Here is a 14735-nt window from a genome sequence, read left to right on the forward strand (position 1 = left end):
AGACGCCGCGCGTCCACGCCGGCGTCACCCGCGCGTGGTGATCACACGTACTCCCGGGGAAGTACGTCGGCCACCGGTTCCTCCCGCATCCGCAGGCGCCGCAGCGGGCGCGGCGCCCACCAGTTCGCCCGTCCCGCCAGCCGCATCGTCACCGGCAGCAGCACCACCCGGATCAAGGTGGCGTCCACGACGATCGTCAGGGCCGTGCCGACGCCGAGTTCCTTCAGGAAGACGACGCCTCCGGTGGCGTACGACAGGAAGGACAGGGCGAGGATCCCGGCCGCGGCGGTGACCAGCGGGGCGCTGCGCCGGATGCCCTCGCCGACGGCTCGCACGGTGTCGCCGGTGCGCTCGTGCTCCTCCTTGATCCGCGCCAGCAGGAACACCTCGTAGTCCATCGACAGTCCGTACGCCACGCAGAACATCAGCACCGGAATGCTCGGTTCGATCGACCCCGTCGGGGTGAAGCCGAGCGGTCCGGACAGGTTGCCGTCCTGGAAGACCCACACCAGACAGCCGAACATCACCGAAAGGCTGAGCAGGTTCAGCACGGTCGCCTTCAGGGGCAGCAGCACGCTCCCGGTCATCAGGAAGAGGATCACGTACGTCGCCACCAGCACCAGCGTGACGGCGAGCGGCAGCCGGTCGAGGAGCGTGGCGCGGAAGTCGGTCGTCTCGGCCGGGTAGCCGCCGACCAGGGCGGGCGCCGGGGCCGGGGTGTCACGGACGCGTTCGACGAAGGCGGGCACGTCGCCGTACATGGCCCCCTGCGTGGGTACGACAGCCAGCCGCACGCGTCCGTCGGGCGCGGTCAGCCGGTCCTGGCCGGGGGCGCCGGTGCGGCGTCCGTCGTGGTAGCGGCCGTCGGGCGCGTCGACCTGGTGCACGCCGGGGAGACGGGAGAGCGCGGCGGCGTACGCCCGCGTGTCGGCCTCTTGTGTGACGACCACCTGGACGGTGTCGGTGGGCTCGGCGGCGAACTCGCGGTGCACGATCTCGGAGGTGGTGCGCGAGGAGGTGCCCGCGGGCAGCGTCCGCTCGTCCGGGAGGCCGAAGCGCAGGCCGAGCAGCGGGGACGCGGCGACGAGGAGCACGGTGAGCACCCCGGCGCCCGCGAGCAGCGGCCGGCGCATGGCGCGCAGCGCGGCGCGGTGCCAGAACCCGGAGCCGGAGGCGGAACCGACGGCGCGCTCCACGCGGTGCCCCCAGCGAGCGAGCGCGGCGGGCAGGAAGACCACCGCCCCCGTGACGGCGGCGACCACCACGAACACCCCGGCGTACGCGAAGGAACTGAGGAAGAAGAACGGGAACACCAGCAGGGCACACAGCGACACCGCCACCGTGACCCCGCTGAAGACGACCGTCCGCCCGGCCACCCGGGTCGCCCGGACCACCGCCTCCGGTTGCGCCCGCCCGGCGGCCCGCTCCTCGCGGTACCGGTTGATCACGAAGAGGCCGTAGTCGACGCCCAGGCCGAGTCCGAGGACCAGCGCCAGGTTCGCGGCGAACGTCGACACCTCCGTGAACTGCGCGACCGCCCGCAGCCCCGCCATCGTCCCGAGCACCGCGAACAGCCCCACCGCCACCGTCAGCAAGGCGGCCACCGTGCGCCGGTAGACCAGGACCAGCAGGAGCAGCACCGCCGGAAGCGCGAACGCCTCGGCGCGCAGGAAGTCGGCCCGGGCCTGCTCACCGACCTGCCGGGAGATCTCCTCCTGACCGCCCACCCGGACCTCCAGTTCGGCGGTGGTGCGGCTCAACTGGGGCGAGAGCACGGCGAGTTCCTCGCGGGTCTCGGTGGCGTCCCCTTCGAGACGGGCAAGGATCAGGGCCCTGCGCCCGTCCTCCCCACGCAGCGCCGGACTGCTGGCGTCCCAGTACGAGGTCACGTCGGTCACCAGCGACAACCGCTCCACCTCGGCGGTGAGTTCACGGGCCGCCCGCACGGTCGCGCGGCTGTCCACATCACCGTCGCGAGCGGTGACCAGCAACGCGAGATTCGGATTGCCCGTACCGAAGTCGTCCCGCAGCACCTCACCCGCCCGGACCGACTCGGTACCGGGCGAGTCCCAGCGCGAGAGATCAAGATCGCCCTGCGCCCCCGCGCCATAGGCGCCGAGCCCCAGAAACACGAGCAGAACACCGATCAGTACGGCACGACTGCGCCGCACGGCCAGTCGACCGAGCCAGGTGAGCATGAAAAGTGGCCTTCCGCCGGAAACGCTGTACACCGCCCACGGTCACCGGGCCCGCTGGAAGACCCACTGGAAGACCCACTGGAACGCGAGCCCGCCGTTTCCCACGGTCTCCACGCTTCTCGGCCGGCAGGTCACGGACGTATGCGTCTCCGTGCCCGTCCCACCACCCAGCGCAGGAGCAGGGCGGCCAGGAGCCAGCAGGCGGCCAGGCCGGCCCAGGGGGCCGCCGCAGGGGGAGGTACGCGGGGAAGGGGCCGGACAGGAGCAGGGGCAGGGCGGTGATGCTGGTGAGGGGGCCGACGGCGTACCACAGCATGGCGGGGCATCACTCGCGCGATGGCCTCGGCGTGCTCGGCGAGGGGGCTCCGGTGGCCGAGTTCCTGGAAGAGGCCGATGGCGAACAGGCCGTACCAGCCGAGAAGCAGGACCACGACGACGTAGGCGGCGTACTCGGCGCGGCGCGCGCGGCCCGCGCCGCGCCGGGCCCGCAGCCAGCTCCGGGTCTGTGCCGTGCGGTCCGTGCCGCCGGGCGGTGGGGTCGTCGTGCTGGTGCGTGACGCCGTACCGCTCACGCGTCCGCCTTCGTGAACACCTCGTCCGCTCCGCCCTCGGCGACCACCGCCCCGTCCTCCAGGACGACGACGCGGTGTGCCGCCCGGGCCAGCTCGCGGTGGTGGGTGGCGAACAGCACCGCGGTGCCGTTGTCGCGCTCGGCGCGCAGCACGTCCGCGAGGCGCAGGCGGGCGCCGGGGTCGAGGCGCTGCTCCGGCTCGTCGAGGACCAGCAGGTCGCGTGGGCGCGACAACGCCGACGCGAGGAACACGGCCTGAGGTCAACTGCCCGTCGACGGGCAGTCACGCCTCCTCGGGACCAGGTGGCCCCGGGATACTCTCGAACGCATGGGTGAGGGGACAACGGGGACATCGGCAGCACCATCGGACGACCGGGGCCACGCCGCCCCGCGCTTCGAACTGCTCGGCCCACTGCGCGCGTTCCGCGACGGCACCGAGCTGCCACTGGGCCCGCCGAAGCAACGCGCGGTGCTCGCGGTGCTCCTCCTCCAGGAGGACCGGCCGCTTTCGTACGAGGGTCTGGTCGAGGCCGTCTGGGGCGGCACGCCGCCGGTCCACGTGCGCAACCTGGTGCAGAAGTACGTCTCCGGGCTGCGCCGCGCCCTCGGCCCGGGCGGGCCCGAGCTGAGCTGGACCGGCGCCGGGTACCGGCTCACCGGCGCCGACATCACCGACCTGCGGGAGAGGCGCCGCCTCGTCGACGGGGCGCTGGCCGCGCGGGACGCCGGGGACATCCGGCGCGCGGTGGAACTGGCCGGGCGGGCGGAGGAGTTGTGGCGCGGGGAGTTCGCCGAGGGCCTGCACGCGCCGTATCTGGCGGCGGAGCGGCTGCGTTGGGCGGAGAAGCGCCTCACGGTGCTCGAAGGGCGGCTGGCGGGTGAGATCGAGCTGGGGCGGTCCTTCGAGTACGTCCATGAACTGGTCCGCCTCGTCGCCGCGCACCCGCTGCGGGAGCGGCTCACCGAGCTGCTGATGCTCGCGCTGTGCCACGCCGGCCGCCCGACGGACGCCCTCACCGCCTACGAGGCCGCCCGGAAGCGGCTCGCCGAGGCACTGGGCGCCGACCCCGGCCCCGCGCTGCGCTCACTGCACCAGCGAATCCTGCGTCAGGACCCCGACCTGCTGCCCCTGCCGCCCGTCCCGGTGCCCTGACCGGCCGGGCGCCGCGCCGCCCCGTTCCGGTGGGGGTCCACCAGCCCGACGCCTTGGGCGAGGTGGACAACGGCCTGCCTGAAGAACGGCTCACGGTCCTCCACGACCCGCGTGAACTGCCCGAACACCTCGAAACCGACCAGCCCGTACAGCTGCGCCCAGGCCGCGATGAGCGGCACGACCACCTCGGGCGGCAGGTCGGGGGCGAGGTCGGCGGCCATCCGCTCGGCCTCGGGGCGCAGTTCGGCGGCGAGCGGGGTCCTGGCCACGCCCAGCCCCTGGTGTGCGTCGCGCACGATGCGGATGAGCAGCAGCCCGACCCGGGAGGCGGGCGGGACCGTCGTCTGGGGCGCGGTGTAGCCGGGCACCGGGGAGCCGTAGATCAGGGCGTACTCGTGCGGGTTCGCCAGTGCCCAGCCGCGCACCGCCTCGCAGACCCGCGTCCAGCGGCGCAGCGGACCGGCGTCGGCGACCTCGTCGTGCGCGGTCTCGGCCGCCTCGCCGAGGGAGTTGTAGGCGTCGATGATCAGCGCGGTGAGGAGGTCGTCGCGGCTGGGGAAGTAGCGGTAGAGCGCGGAGGACGCCATGCCCAGCTCACGGGCCACGGCCCGCAGCGACAGCTTGGCGGCGCCGCCGGCCGCGAGTTGGGCGCGCGCCGCGTCCTTGATGGCGGCGGTGACTTCAATCCTGGCTCGGGCTCGGACGCCGTGTGCGGTGCTCATGGGGGTGAGTCTTCCACGAAAACAGAGCGGTGCACACAAAAGAGAGCAGTGCACTGAAACATGAGCGGCGCACCGAAGCGAGAGCGGCGCACCGAAGCATGAGCGGCGCACTCTCTCGAGAGCGGTGCTCTTGCTTTGGATCACCGTCCTCGCGCACACTGTTCTCAAGCAAGAGCACTGCTCACAAAAAGGAGCGCCGCTCTCCCAACCCTCCCGGGGGCACCATGTCGTCCGCACAGCCGTCCCGGCCAGCACAGCCGTACTACTTCAAGGCAGGCCGCCTGGCCAGCCGCTTCAACGACCTCATCGGCTGGCTGGCCCGGCACGGGATCAGCTTCGCCGGTACCGCCGAGCTGTCCGTCCGCGGCCGCAAGAGCGGCAAGATGCAGCGCATCCCGGTCAACCCGCACACCCACGACAGCGGCCAGTTCCTGGTCTCGGCGCGCGGCCACTCCCAGTGGGTGCGCAACATGCGCGCCGCCGGTGGCGGGGAGCTGCGCGTCGGACGCAAGGTCCGCCGGTTCACCGCGGTGGAGCTTCCCGACGACGAGAAGCTCCCGATCCTGCGGAGCTATCTGGAGAAGTGGGGCTGGGAGGTCAACCAGTACTTCAAGGGCGTCACGGCCAAGTCCTCCGACGATGAACTCAACGCGGCCGCCGCCGACCACCCGGTCTTCCGGATCACGGTCACGCGCTGACACCGTCGTCGGCGGCGGGCGGCTCACCCGCGGAGCCCGCCGAGCCAACCGAGCCCGCCGAGCCCGCCGAGCGCACGGAGCCCGCCGAGCCCCCGGCCCCCGCACCCTCGCCGCCACCCCCCATCCGGCGGTCCAGCACCGCCAGCGCGCGCTGGGCCAGCGGCCGGGTGCGGACCATCTCGCCCAGCGAGGTCGAGCCGCGGGTGATGTCCATGAACGCCCGCCACGCGGGCCGCACCCCGGTGAGCGCCGCGTGGAACACACCGGGCCGCCGCTCGAACGCCGCCAGCAGCCGCTTGCCCACGGCCATCTCCACGCCCAGCCCCGCCTTGACGGCGAAGGCGTAGTTCAGCGCCTGCCGCCGGGTGTCCACGGCGTCGTGCGCCTCGGCGATCCGCACCGCCCACTCCCCCGCCAGCCGCCCGGAGCGCAGCGCGAACGAGATGCCCTCGCGGGTCCACGGCTCCAGCAGGCCCGCCGCGTCCCCGCAGACCAGCACCCGCCCGCGGGACAGCGGCGAGTCGTCGGCCCGGCAGCGGGTCAGATGTCCGGAGGAGATGCTCGGTTCGAACCCGGCGAGGCCCAGCCGCCCGATGAAGTCCTCCAGGTAGCGCTTGGTGGCGGCGCCCTCGCCGCGCGCGGAGATCACGCCGACCGTGAGCGTGTCGCCCTTGGGGAAGACCCAGCCGTAACTGCCGGGGATCGGCCCCCAGTCGATGAGCACCCGCCCCCGCCAGTCCTCGGCGACCGTCTCGGGCACCGGGATCTCCGCCTCAAGGCCGAGGTCCACCTGGTCAACCTTGACCCCGACGTGCGCTCCTATCCGGCTGGCGCTGCCGTCCGCGCCGACCACCGCACGCGCGAGCACCGTCTCGCCGCCCTGGAGGACCACGGCGACGGTGCGCCGGTCGGGCACCGCCGAGCCGTGCTGCTCGACGCGGGAGACGGTGACACCGGTGCGCAGGTCGGCGCCCGCCTTCTGCGCGTGCTCGACCAGCTGCTGGTCGAACTCGGGCCGGTTGATCAGCCCGAACAGCATCTGCCGGGAGCGGCGGGTGCGGGTGAAGCGGCCGTTGTGGGAGAACGTCACGGCGTGCACCCGGTCGCGGAAGGGGAGTTCGAAGCCGGGTGGCAATGAGTCGCGTGAGGGGCCGATGATGCCGCCGCCGCACGTCTTGTACCGGGGCAGTTCCGCCTTCTCCAGCAACAGCACACGGCGTCCCGCCACCGCCGCGGCGTACGCCGCCGCCGCCCCCGCGGGTCCCGCGCCCACCACGACGACGTCCCACACCTGCCGCACGTCGTCCGCCGAAGAGTTCTCGCTGCTCACGATGGTCTACTGCTCCCGATCCAGCCGCCTGCCCTGTTGTCCCACGCATCCTACGGCGGCGGTCCGCGCGGGCCGTTGTGGGAGGATCGGCGGCGTCCGCCTGCCACGACGCCCGGTCCGCTCACCGGACGGCCGGGGCGGTGGGACAGCTACCTGGCAGTACAACGTCGCACCCACAAGGAGCGTGCCCATGTCGTCGAATCCGGTCGCCGAGACCGTCGCCTCGCTGATGCCCAGGGCGAAGACCGAACTGGCCGAGCTGGTGGCCTTCAAGTCGGTGGCGGACTTCGACCAGTTCCCGCGCGTGGAGAGCGAGGGCGCGGCGCGCTGGGTCGCCGACGCGCTGCGCGCCGAGGGCTTCGAGGACGTCGCCCTGCTCGACACTCCGGACGGCACCCAGTCGGTCTACGGCCATCTGCCCGGCCCCGAGGGCGCGAGGACCGTGCTGCTCTACGCCCACTACGACGTGCAGCCGCCGCTGGACGAGGCGGGCTGGGCGACTCCGCCGTTCGAGCTGACCGAGCGCGACGGACGCTGGTACGGGCGCGGCACCGCCGACTGCAAGGGCGGCGTGATCATGCACCTGCTGGCGCTGCGCGCGCTCAAGGCCGACGGCGGCATACCGGTGCACGTGAAGTTCATCGCCGAGGGCTCGGAGGAGCAGGGCACGGGCGGTCTTGAGCGGTACGCCGAACAGCACCCGGAGCTGCTGGAGGCCGACACGATCGTGATCGGCGACTCGGGCAACTTCCGCGCCGGTCTGCCGACGGTCACCTCCACGCTGCGCGGGATGACGCTGCTGCGGGTGAAGGTCGACACGCTGGCGGGGAACCTGCACTCCGGCCAGTTCGGCGGCGCCGCCCCCGACGCGCTGGCCGCGCTGATCCGCGTACTGGACTCGTTGCGCGCCCAGGACGGTTCGACGACCGTCGACGGGCTGACCGGCGACGCCTCGTGGGAGGGGATCCAGTACGACGAGGAGCGGTTCCGTGCGGACGCCAAGGTGCTGGACGGGGTGGAGCTGATCGGCTCCGGGACCGTCGCGGATCGGATCTGGGCGCGCCCGGCGGTCACGGTGCTCGGCATCGACTGCCCGCCGGTGGTCGGCGCCACGCCGTCGGTGCAGGCCAGCGCGCGGGCGTCGGTCAGTCTGCGGGTGCCGCCGGGCGTGGACGCGGCGGAGGCGACCAAGCTGCTGACGGCCCACCTCCAGGCGCACACGCCGTGGGGTGCGCGGGTGAGTGTGGAGCAGGTCGGGCAGGGTCAGGCGTTCCGCGCCGACACCGACAGCCCGGCGTACCAGGCGATGGCGGACGCGATGGCGGTGGCGTACCCCGGGCAGCGGATGCAGTACGCCGGTCAGGGCGGCTCCATCCCGCTGTGCAACACCCTGGCGGCGCTCTACCCGCGGGCGGAGATCCTGCTGATCGGCCTGAGTGAGCCGGAGGCCCAGATCCACGCGGTGAACGAGAGCGTGTCGCCGGAGGAGCTGGAGCGCCTGTCGGTGGCGGAGGCGCTGTTCCTGCGCAACTACGCGGCGAGCTGAGGCGTGAGCGGGCGGGGCGGGGCCGGACTCTCCAGCCGGTCCCGCCCCGCCCGCTGCGGCTCACGCCCTGGGCCCCACCGGTATCCCGGCCTCCAGATACAGCGCGGCGCCCCGTTCGCGGGCCCGCAGCGCCCAGCGCAGCCGTTCGAAGCGGACCGGGGGCAGCAGGTCCGCGGCCTCCTCCTCGGTGACGAAGCGCCACCCGCGCAGTTCGGGGCCGGGCAGCAGCAGCTCCGCGGTCTGGGCGGGGCCGAGGCGGCCGCCGTCGTAGAGGAGGCGCAGTCCGCCGTAGCGGGGAGGTGTGGGCGGCTCCCAGTCGACGACGAGCAGTCGGGGCACCTCCGCGAGGTGGATGCCGGTCTCCTCTGCGACCTCGCGGATCCCGGCGCGGGCGGGTGCCTCGCCCCGTTCGACGACTCCGCCGGGGAACTCCCAGCCGGGCTTGTAGGTGGGGTCGACGAGCAGGACCCGGTCGTGTTCGTCGAAGAGCAGGACGCCCGCGGCGACGGTCTCGGCGGTGGGTTCCGGCGACTGCACGATGTCGCAGGCGGGCACGGCACCGGAGGCGACGGCCTCGGCGATGCGGGCGGCGGTCTCGTACGGCGTGCGGCGGCCGTTGTCGACGGGGTGGGCGTCGGCGGTCAGCCAGCCGGCGAGGGCGCTGCGGTAGGGCTCGATGTGGTCGTGGGACCACTGCCGTGTGCGCAGGTCGCCGTCGGGGAGGTCGGGGGGTGTCTCACGGAGGGCCATGCGCTCCCGCAGTATCGTTTCGGCCGGGGTCAGCAGGATGTGCCGTACCGCTATCCGGCGGGCGGCGAGACCGCCGAAGATCTCGTCGCGGTACTCCTGGCGCAGCAGGGTCATGGGAACCACCAGCGTGCCGCCCAGTTCGGCGAGCATCGCGGCGGCGGTGTCGATGACGAGCCGCCGCCAGATGGGCAGGTCCTGGAAGTCGCCGACCTCGGCGAGGTGCTTGGCCGGCAGCAGCTGTGTGAGCGCACCGCCGATGACCTCGGGGTCGAAGAGCGTGCTGTTCGGGATCAGTTCGATCAGTTCCCGTGCGGTCGTGCTCTTCCCCGCACCGAACGCGCCGTTGATCCAAACAACGATCACGTTTCCCCCTCTTCATTTGGACCCCTGTGGCTTGCCCGTTCCACCCTGCCACGGAAACCAGCCGCAGTTGAGGGCGTGCGAAGGCGACAGGCGCCGGGCCCCGTGACGGGGCCCGGCGCCTGTCGGATCGGCTCTCGTGCTGGTCAGTCCGGTCAGCCCTTCTTCCGCCCACCGGTGTCGTCCCGGCCGTCGTCCATGGCCAGGCTGTCCTTGCCGAGGGTCTCGCCGACGGTACCGAGGGCCTTGTCGATGTCGACGGCACCGAGCTTGTCGACGGCACCCAGCTGGTCGACGACGGCGTGGGACGGGGTGACCGCCGCGACGACGAACCCGGTGGCGAGGGAGGCGATGGCGAGCATGCTGCGCTTCTTCATGCCCGGCCCAACTGCGCCGACCGTGTCCGGGTCACGGCCTGCCCCGGCCACGGTCCGCCCCTGGCCACGCCCAGGCCTCGACTCAAGCCCGCCCCCGGCCACGCCCAGACCCCGACTCAAGCCCGCCCCCGGCCACGCCCAGACCCCGACTCAAGCCCGCCCCCGGCCACGCCCAGACCCCGGTCACGGCTGCCCCCGGCCACGCCCCGTCCCCGGTCACGGCTGCCCGGGAGGCAGCCGTACGACGTCGTCCCGCCCCCCGTCACACCCCCGCCGCCGCGCTCTCCCGGCCCATCAGCGCCGCCGCTGCCGCGCCCACCAGGCCCGCGTCGGTGCCCATCCGGGCCGGGGCGATCGTCAGGTGCTGGACGAAGGAGAGCGTGGCATAGTCGGCGAGGGCCTTGCGCAGCGGGTCGAAGAGGATGTCGCCCGCCTTGCCCACGCCGCCGCCGATCACGGCGATGTCGATCTCGACGAGGGTCGCCGTGGCGGCGATCCCGGCGGCCAGCGCGCGGGCGGCCCGCTCGAAGGAGGCCACCGCCACCGGGTCGCCCGTGCGCGCCGCGGCGGCCACCGCGGCGGCGGAGGCGTCACCGTCGGGGCCGGGACGCCAGCCGCCCTCCAGGGCGCGGCGGGCGATGTTGGGGCCGCTGGCGATGCGCTCGACGCAGCCGCGCCCGCCGCAGGGGCACGGGTCGCCGTCGAGATCGACGCTGATGTGCCCGATGTGGCCCGCGTTGCCCGTGGGCCCGGGGTGCAACCGCCCGCCGAGCACCAGGCCGCCGCCGACGCCGGTGGAGACCACCATGCACAGCGCGTTGGCGTGCCCGCGCGCGGCGCCCTGCCAGTGTTCGGCCGCGGTGATCGCCACGCCGTCGCCGATCAGCTCGACCGGCAGGCCCCCGGTCGTCGCCCGGACCCGTTCGACCAGCGGATAGTCCCGCCAGCCCGGCACGTTCACGGGGCTGACGGTGCCCGTGGAGGCGTCCACCGGGCCCGCGCTGCCGATGCCGACGGTGCCCGCCCGGGGCCACAGCGGCGACGCGGACAGCTCGCCGAGGACCTCTTCGACGGCCCGCATGACCGTTTCGCCGTCCTCTTTCGCGGGCGTGGGCCGCTGCGCCCGCGAAAGGATCCGGCCGCGGCCGTCGACCAACGCCCCGGCGATCTTGGTACCGCCGATGTCGAGTGCGGCCACGAGATCGGTGTGCATGAATGTCAGCTCTCCCCGTCAACCATGTCAGTTCTCCCCCTCAACCATGGGAAAAGGGCAGGCCGGTCCATCGGTGGGGCGTGGGCCGGAGTTGGCACCGCACAGTGTCTCCCGCGCCTGACAACGTTGTCCAGGCTCTATGCTCGACGCCACATCCTCATACAAACCACGGGCCGACGCATCCCCGTGGACCACAGGACAGGACGCCGAAACGTGCCCGACACCCACCGCCGGTCCGAGAGCCGCTACGGAAACCGCCCGACCATGAAGGACGTAGCCGCACGTGCCGGAGTCGGACTGAAGACGGTCTCACGTGTCGTCAACGGTGAGCCAGGGGTCACGCCGGAGACGGAGCGCCGGGTCCAGGAGGCCATCGAGGCGCTCGGTTTCCGCCGCAACGACAGCGCGCGGGTGCTCCGCAAAGGCCGCACCGCCAGCATCGGCCTGGTGCTGGAGGACCTCGCCGACCCGTTCTACGGACCGCTGAGCCGGGCCGTGGAGGAGGTGGCCCGCGCGCACGGCGCCCTGCTGATCAACGGCTCCAGCGCCGAGGACCCGGACCGTGAGCAGGAACTGGTGCTGGCGCTGTGCGCCCGGCGGGTGGACGGTCTGGTCGTCATCCCGGCGGGCGACGACCACCGCTACCTGGAGCCCGAGCTGAAGGCGGGCGTCGCCACCGTGTTCGTGGACCGCCCGGCCGGGCGGATCGACGCCGACGTGGTGCTGTCGGACAACTTCGGCGGCGCCCGCGACGGCGTGGCGCATCTGATCGCCCACGGGCACCGCAGGATCGGCTTCATCGGCGACATGCCCCGCATCCACACCGCGGCCGAGCGCCTGCGCGGCTACCGGGCGGCGATGGAGGGCGCGGGCATAGCCGTCGCGGACTCCTGGATGTCCCTGGGCGTCACCGACCCGGAGCGGGTGCGCCGGGCCGCCGAGGAGATGCTCACCGGTCCGGAGCCCGTCACCGCGGTCTTCGCGGGCAACAACCGGGTGGCGGTCACCGTGATCCGGGTGCTCGCCGAGCACACCCGGCCGGTCGCCCTCGTCGGCTTCGACGACATCGAGCTGGGCGATCTGCTCCAGCCGGGTGTCACGGTCGTCGCCCAGGACGCGGCGGCCCTCGGCCGTACGGCGGCGGAGCGTCTCTTCCGCCAGCTGGACGGCTCGCTGATCCTGCCGGAGCGGATAGAACTGCCGACCCGGCTCATCACCCGCGGCTCGGGCGAACTGCCGCCGGCCGACTGACCGGCCCGGCCCGTGCCTCTTCCATCGGCCCCGGAAACCGGAGAACCCCTCTGCATCCCCACGACCCCACCACCGCGCCGCCCGGCGAGGACCGCACCCTGGAGGCGCTGGGGCTGGCCGCGGCGCCCCGCGAGCACCCGCTGACGTATCCCGGTGCCTGGCCCGCCGAGTCCGGGCTGCTCGACGGGGACCGGTTCCTGCCGCTCACCCGACGGGTGTACGAGGACCGCACCCCCGTCCTCGCCATCGGCTCCAACGCCAGCCCCGGCCAGCTCCGCCACAAGATGGCCCAGTTCCGCATCGACTCCCCCGTGCCGATGGTCAGGGCCCGGGTCACCGGCGTGGACGTGGGCGTCTCCGCCCATGTGAGCCGGATGGGCTACGTCAGCGCCTCACCCGTCGCCGCGCCCGGGACCGTACGGGAGCTGTTCGTCATCTGGCTGGACGCCCGGCAGCTGTCGGTGATCGACGCCAGCGAGGGCGTACAGCTGCCGGACGGCAACTACCGGCGCGCCTGGCTGCCCGCCTCCCGGGTCACGATCGAACTCGACGGCGGCGAGCGGCTCCCGGGCGCCCACGTGTACGTCAATCAGCACGGCGTGCTGCACGACGGCACCGGCGTGCCCCGCGGCCACCCGGGCCAGCGGGCGCTGCTCGGCGAACTGCTGCTGAGGCTGCCGCGGCTGCGGGAGCTGTTCGGCGCGACACCCGAGGAGTTCTGCGCCCGCGCCCGCGCCGACCGCGCCCTGTGCGCCCGGGGCACCCGGCTGTTCGTGGAGGAGGACCTGGTGACGGCGTCCGGCCTGGAGCGGTACGTACGGGATCAGCAGACGGGGAGTCCGGGGACCGGGGCGTCGTTGTCGCCGCCCTGGATGTAGACGGCGCTGACGTAGACGTCGGCGTTGCCGCTGTCGTCGTCCGTCCTGCCCCACCAGACGTTGGTCCACTCGCCGTGGGTCTCCCGGCGCCCCAGGTTCCGCTGGCAGTGGAAGTAGTTGGTGCCCGCTCTCAGGACACCGGCCTCGGTGCCGGAGGCGGTGTAGGACGTGGCGGTGCGCCAGACCTGGCAGTTGTACTTGCCCCCGCCGATGGAGTGGCATGCGGGGGCGGCCGTGGTCGGGTCCGGCTCGGCGGAGGTCCGTGACGGGCTGGGCCGGGTGGAGGCGGTGGCCCGGCCGGCGGGATCGGCGTCGGCCTCCCGCGATGCGGCCGGGCCGCGCTCCCCGGCCTCCACGCCTGGCTCGGACTCCGCCGCGCCGTCGGGTCCGGTGCGGTCGGACGGCGAGGCGGAGGGGCGGTCGGAGGCGTCCTGGGACGCGGTGGCCGACGGGGACACGGGGGCGGCTTCGGGCGCTGTCCCGCCGGGGTTGTTCAGCAGGGCGACGGTGATGCCGGTCGTCGCGAGGAGGACGGTGACGGCCGCGGCGGCGAGCAGGGCGCGGCCCTTGCGGCGGGCCGTCACGGGGCCGGGGCCGTTCATCGGGCTGGTGGGGGCGGTGCCCTGGGGCGGCTGTCCGCCCGTGGGGACGCCGGGAGCGGCCGGGCCCCGCGTCCCCGGTCCGGAGCCGGGTGCCCCGAAGCCGGGCGGCACCGCCGGGGCGACGCGCTCGGTCTCCTGCCGCACCGGCTCGGGCTCCACGGCCCGCAGGGTCGTCGTCGGCCGGTCGGGCTGGACGCCGTCCGCCACCGCCCGGAGCAGGGCGTGGGCCCGCTCGGCGTCGGGCCGCGCCTCGGGGCGCTTCTCCAGCAGCTGCCGGAGCACCGGGCCGAGGGCTCCGGCGCGGCGTGGCTCGGGCGGGGGCTCGGAGACGATGGCGGTGAGCGTGGAGTACGTCGACGTACGGCGGAAGGGTGAGGCTCCCTCGACGGCGGCGTACAGGGTGGCGCCGAGGGCCCAGACGTCGGAGGCGGGGCCGGGGTCGCCGCCCTGGGCGCGTTCCGGTGCCAGGTAGTCGAGGGAGCCGACGATCTCCCCGCTGCGGGTGAGGTGGGTGGCGGAGCCGTCGCCCGGGTCGTCCATGGTGGCGATGCCGAAGTCGGTCAGGACGACCCGGCCCGAGCGGTCGAGCAGGATGTTGCCGGGCTTGACGTCGCGGTGCAGGACGCCCGCGCGGTGGGCGGCGGCGAGGCCGTCCATGACCTTGGCGCCGATGTCGGCGGCCTCGCGCGGGTCGAGGGGGCCGCGTTCGGCGAGGACGTCGTCGAGGGAGGGTCCGTCGACGAGTTCCATGACGATGAGGGGGCGGCCGTCGACCTGGGCGATGTCGTGGACCGCGATCACGCCGTGGTGCCTGACCCGGGCGGCGGCGCGGGCCTCGCGCCGCATCCGCAGCCGCAGGTCGTCGAGTTCGGGTCCGGCGGCGTCGGTGTAGGTGCGCAGTTCCTTCAGCGCGACGTCGCGGCCGAGGACCTCGTCGACGGCTCTCCAGACGATGCCCATGCCGCCGCGGCCCAGCCGGGCCGTGACCCGGTAGCGTCCGGCCAGCAGCCGTCCCGCTTCCTCTTCGCGCCCGTGTCCCTGCCCGTGCTCCCCCGATGACACCCCTGCACCGTTCCCCGTCGTCCG

14 protein-coding genes are annotated in these 14735 nt (G+C 73.8%); 5 read left to right on the forward strand and 9 right to left on the reverse strand.

Annotation, left to right across the window (positions count from 1 at the left end; all coding sequences use genetic code 11):
* Positions 1–41: 41 nt before the first annotated feature.
* The 3 genes from KBY47_RS25905 to KBY47_RS25915 form a co-directional block, all read right to left on the reverse strand.
* Positions 42–2198 (reverse strand): MMPL family transporter, encoded by a 2157-nt coding sequence (locus KBY47_RS25905; RefSeq protein ID WP_210924823.1) that lies wholly within the window; start codon positions 2196–2198, stop codon positions 42–44.
* Positions 2199–2329: 131 nt separating this feature from the next.
* Positions 2330–2770, reverse strand: a complete 441-nt coding sequence (locus tag KBY47_RS25910; protein ID WP_210924825.1) for a hypothetical protein — start codon at positions 2768–2770, stop codon at positions 2330–2332.
* Positions 2767–3021: an AAA family ATPase gene (locus KBY47_RS25915; RefSeq protein ID WP_210924827.1), complete on the reverse strand. Its 255-nt coding sequence runs from the start codon at positions 3019–3021 to the stop codon at positions 2767–2769. The genes KBY47_RS25910 and KBY47_RS25915 overlap by 4 nt, the downstream gene beginning before the upstream one ends.
* Positions 3022–3097: 76 nt before the next feature.
* On the opposite strand from KBY47_RS25915, the gene KBY47_RS25920 reads away from it, so the two are divergent.
* Positions 3098–3922: an AfsR/SARP family transcriptional regulator gene (locus KBY47_RS25920; RefSeq protein ID WP_210924829.1), complete on the forward strand. Its 825-nt coding sequence runs from the start codon at positions 3098–3100 to the stop codon at positions 3920–3922.
* Here KBY47_RS25920 and KBY47_RS25925 read toward each other — a convergent pair.
* Positions 3877–4644, reverse strand: coding sequence for a TetR/AcrR family transcriptional regulator (locus KBY47_RS25925; RefSeq protein ID WP_210924830.1), 768 nt, complete (start codon positions 4642–4644; stop codon positions 3877–3879). The two genes, KBY47_RS25920 and KBY47_RS25925, sit on opposite strands and share 46 nt — an antisense overlap.
* Positions 4645–4868: 224 nt before the next feature.
* Here KBY47_RS25925 and KBY47_RS25930 point away from each other — a divergent pair, with 224 nt between their 5' ends.
* The gene (locus tag KBY47_RS25930) at positions 4869–5342 is read left to right on the forward strand and encodes a nitroreductase family deazaflavin-dependent oxidoreductase (RefSeq protein ID WP_210924831.1); all 474 of its coding nucleotides are present in this window, start codon (positions 4869–4871) and stop codon (positions 5340–5342) included.
* Here the strand turns inward: KBY47_RS25930 and KBY47_RS25935 are convergent.
* On the reverse strand, positions 5332–6672 hold the full coding sequence (locus tag KBY47_RS25935) for a geranylgeranyl reductase family protein (protein WP_210924833.1): 1341 nt from the start codon (positions 6670–6672) through the stop codon (positions 5332–5334). The genes KBY47_RS25930 and KBY47_RS25935 overlap by 11 nt on opposite strands.
* A 190-nt stretch (positions 6673–6862) precedes the next feature.
* Between KBY47_RS25935 and KBY47_RS25940 the strand changes: the two genes are divergently transcribed.
* Complete coding sequence (locus tag KBY47_RS25940; protein ID WP_210924835.1) at positions 6863–8218, forward strand: dipeptidase; 1356 nt, start codon at positions 6863–6865, stop codon at positions 8216–8218.
* 60 nt (positions 8219–8278) lie between these two features.
* On the opposite strand, the gene KBY47_RS25945 is transcribed toward KBY47_RS25940, so the two are convergent.
* The 3 genes from KBY47_RS25945 to KBY47_RS25955 all read right to left on the reverse strand — a co-directional run bounded on the left by KBY47_RS25945 (position 8279) and on the right by KBY47_RS25955 (position 10918).
* Entirely contained in the window at positions 8279–9331 is a 1053-nt protein-coding gene (locus KBY47_RS25945) for an NUDIX hydrolase (protein WP_210924836.1), read from the reverse strand.
* A gap of 152 nt (positions 9332–9483) precedes the next feature.
* Positions 9484–9705: a hypothetical protein gene (locus KBY47_RS25950; RefSeq protein WP_210924838.1), complete on the reverse strand. Its 222-nt coding sequence runs from the start codon at positions 9703–9705 to the stop codon at positions 9484–9486.
* 262 nt (positions 9706–9967) lie between these two features.
* Entirely contained in the window at positions 9968–10918 is a 951-nt protein-coding gene (locus KBY47_RS25955; protein WP_210924841.1) for an ROK family protein, read from the reverse strand.
* Positions 10919–11131: 213 nt separating this feature from the next.
* On the opposite strand from KBY47_RS25955, the gene KBY47_RS25960 reads away from it, so the two are divergent.
* Together KBY47_RS25960 and KBY47_RS25965 are read left to right on the forward strand one after the other, a co-directional pair.
* Positions 11132–12169: a LacI family DNA-binding transcriptional regulator gene (locus KBY47_RS25960; RefSeq protein WP_210924843.1), complete on the forward strand. Its 1038-nt coding sequence runs from the start codon at positions 11132–11134 to the stop codon at positions 12167–12169.
* 50 nt (positions 12170–12219) lie between these two features.
* Positions 12220–13047 (forward strand): hypothetical protein, encoded by an 828-nt coding sequence (locus KBY47_RS25965; RefSeq protein ID WP_210924922.1) that lies wholly within the window; start codon positions 12220–12222, stop codon positions 13045–13047.
* Here KBY47_RS25965 and KBY47_RS25970 read toward each other — a convergent pair.
* Positions 12993–14711 (reverse strand): serine/threonine-protein kinase, encoded by a 1719-nt coding sequence (locus tag KBY47_RS25970; protein WP_210924845.1) that lies wholly within the window; start codon positions 14709–14711, stop codon positions 12993–12995. The genes KBY47_RS25965 and KBY47_RS25970 overlap by 55 nt on opposite strands.
* Positions 14712–14735: the final 24 nt, after the last annotated feature.

The organism is Streptomyces sp. B93 (assembly GCF_018070565.1).
GTDB lineage: Bacteria > Actinomycetota > Actinomycetes > Streptomycetales > Streptomycetaceae > Streptomyces.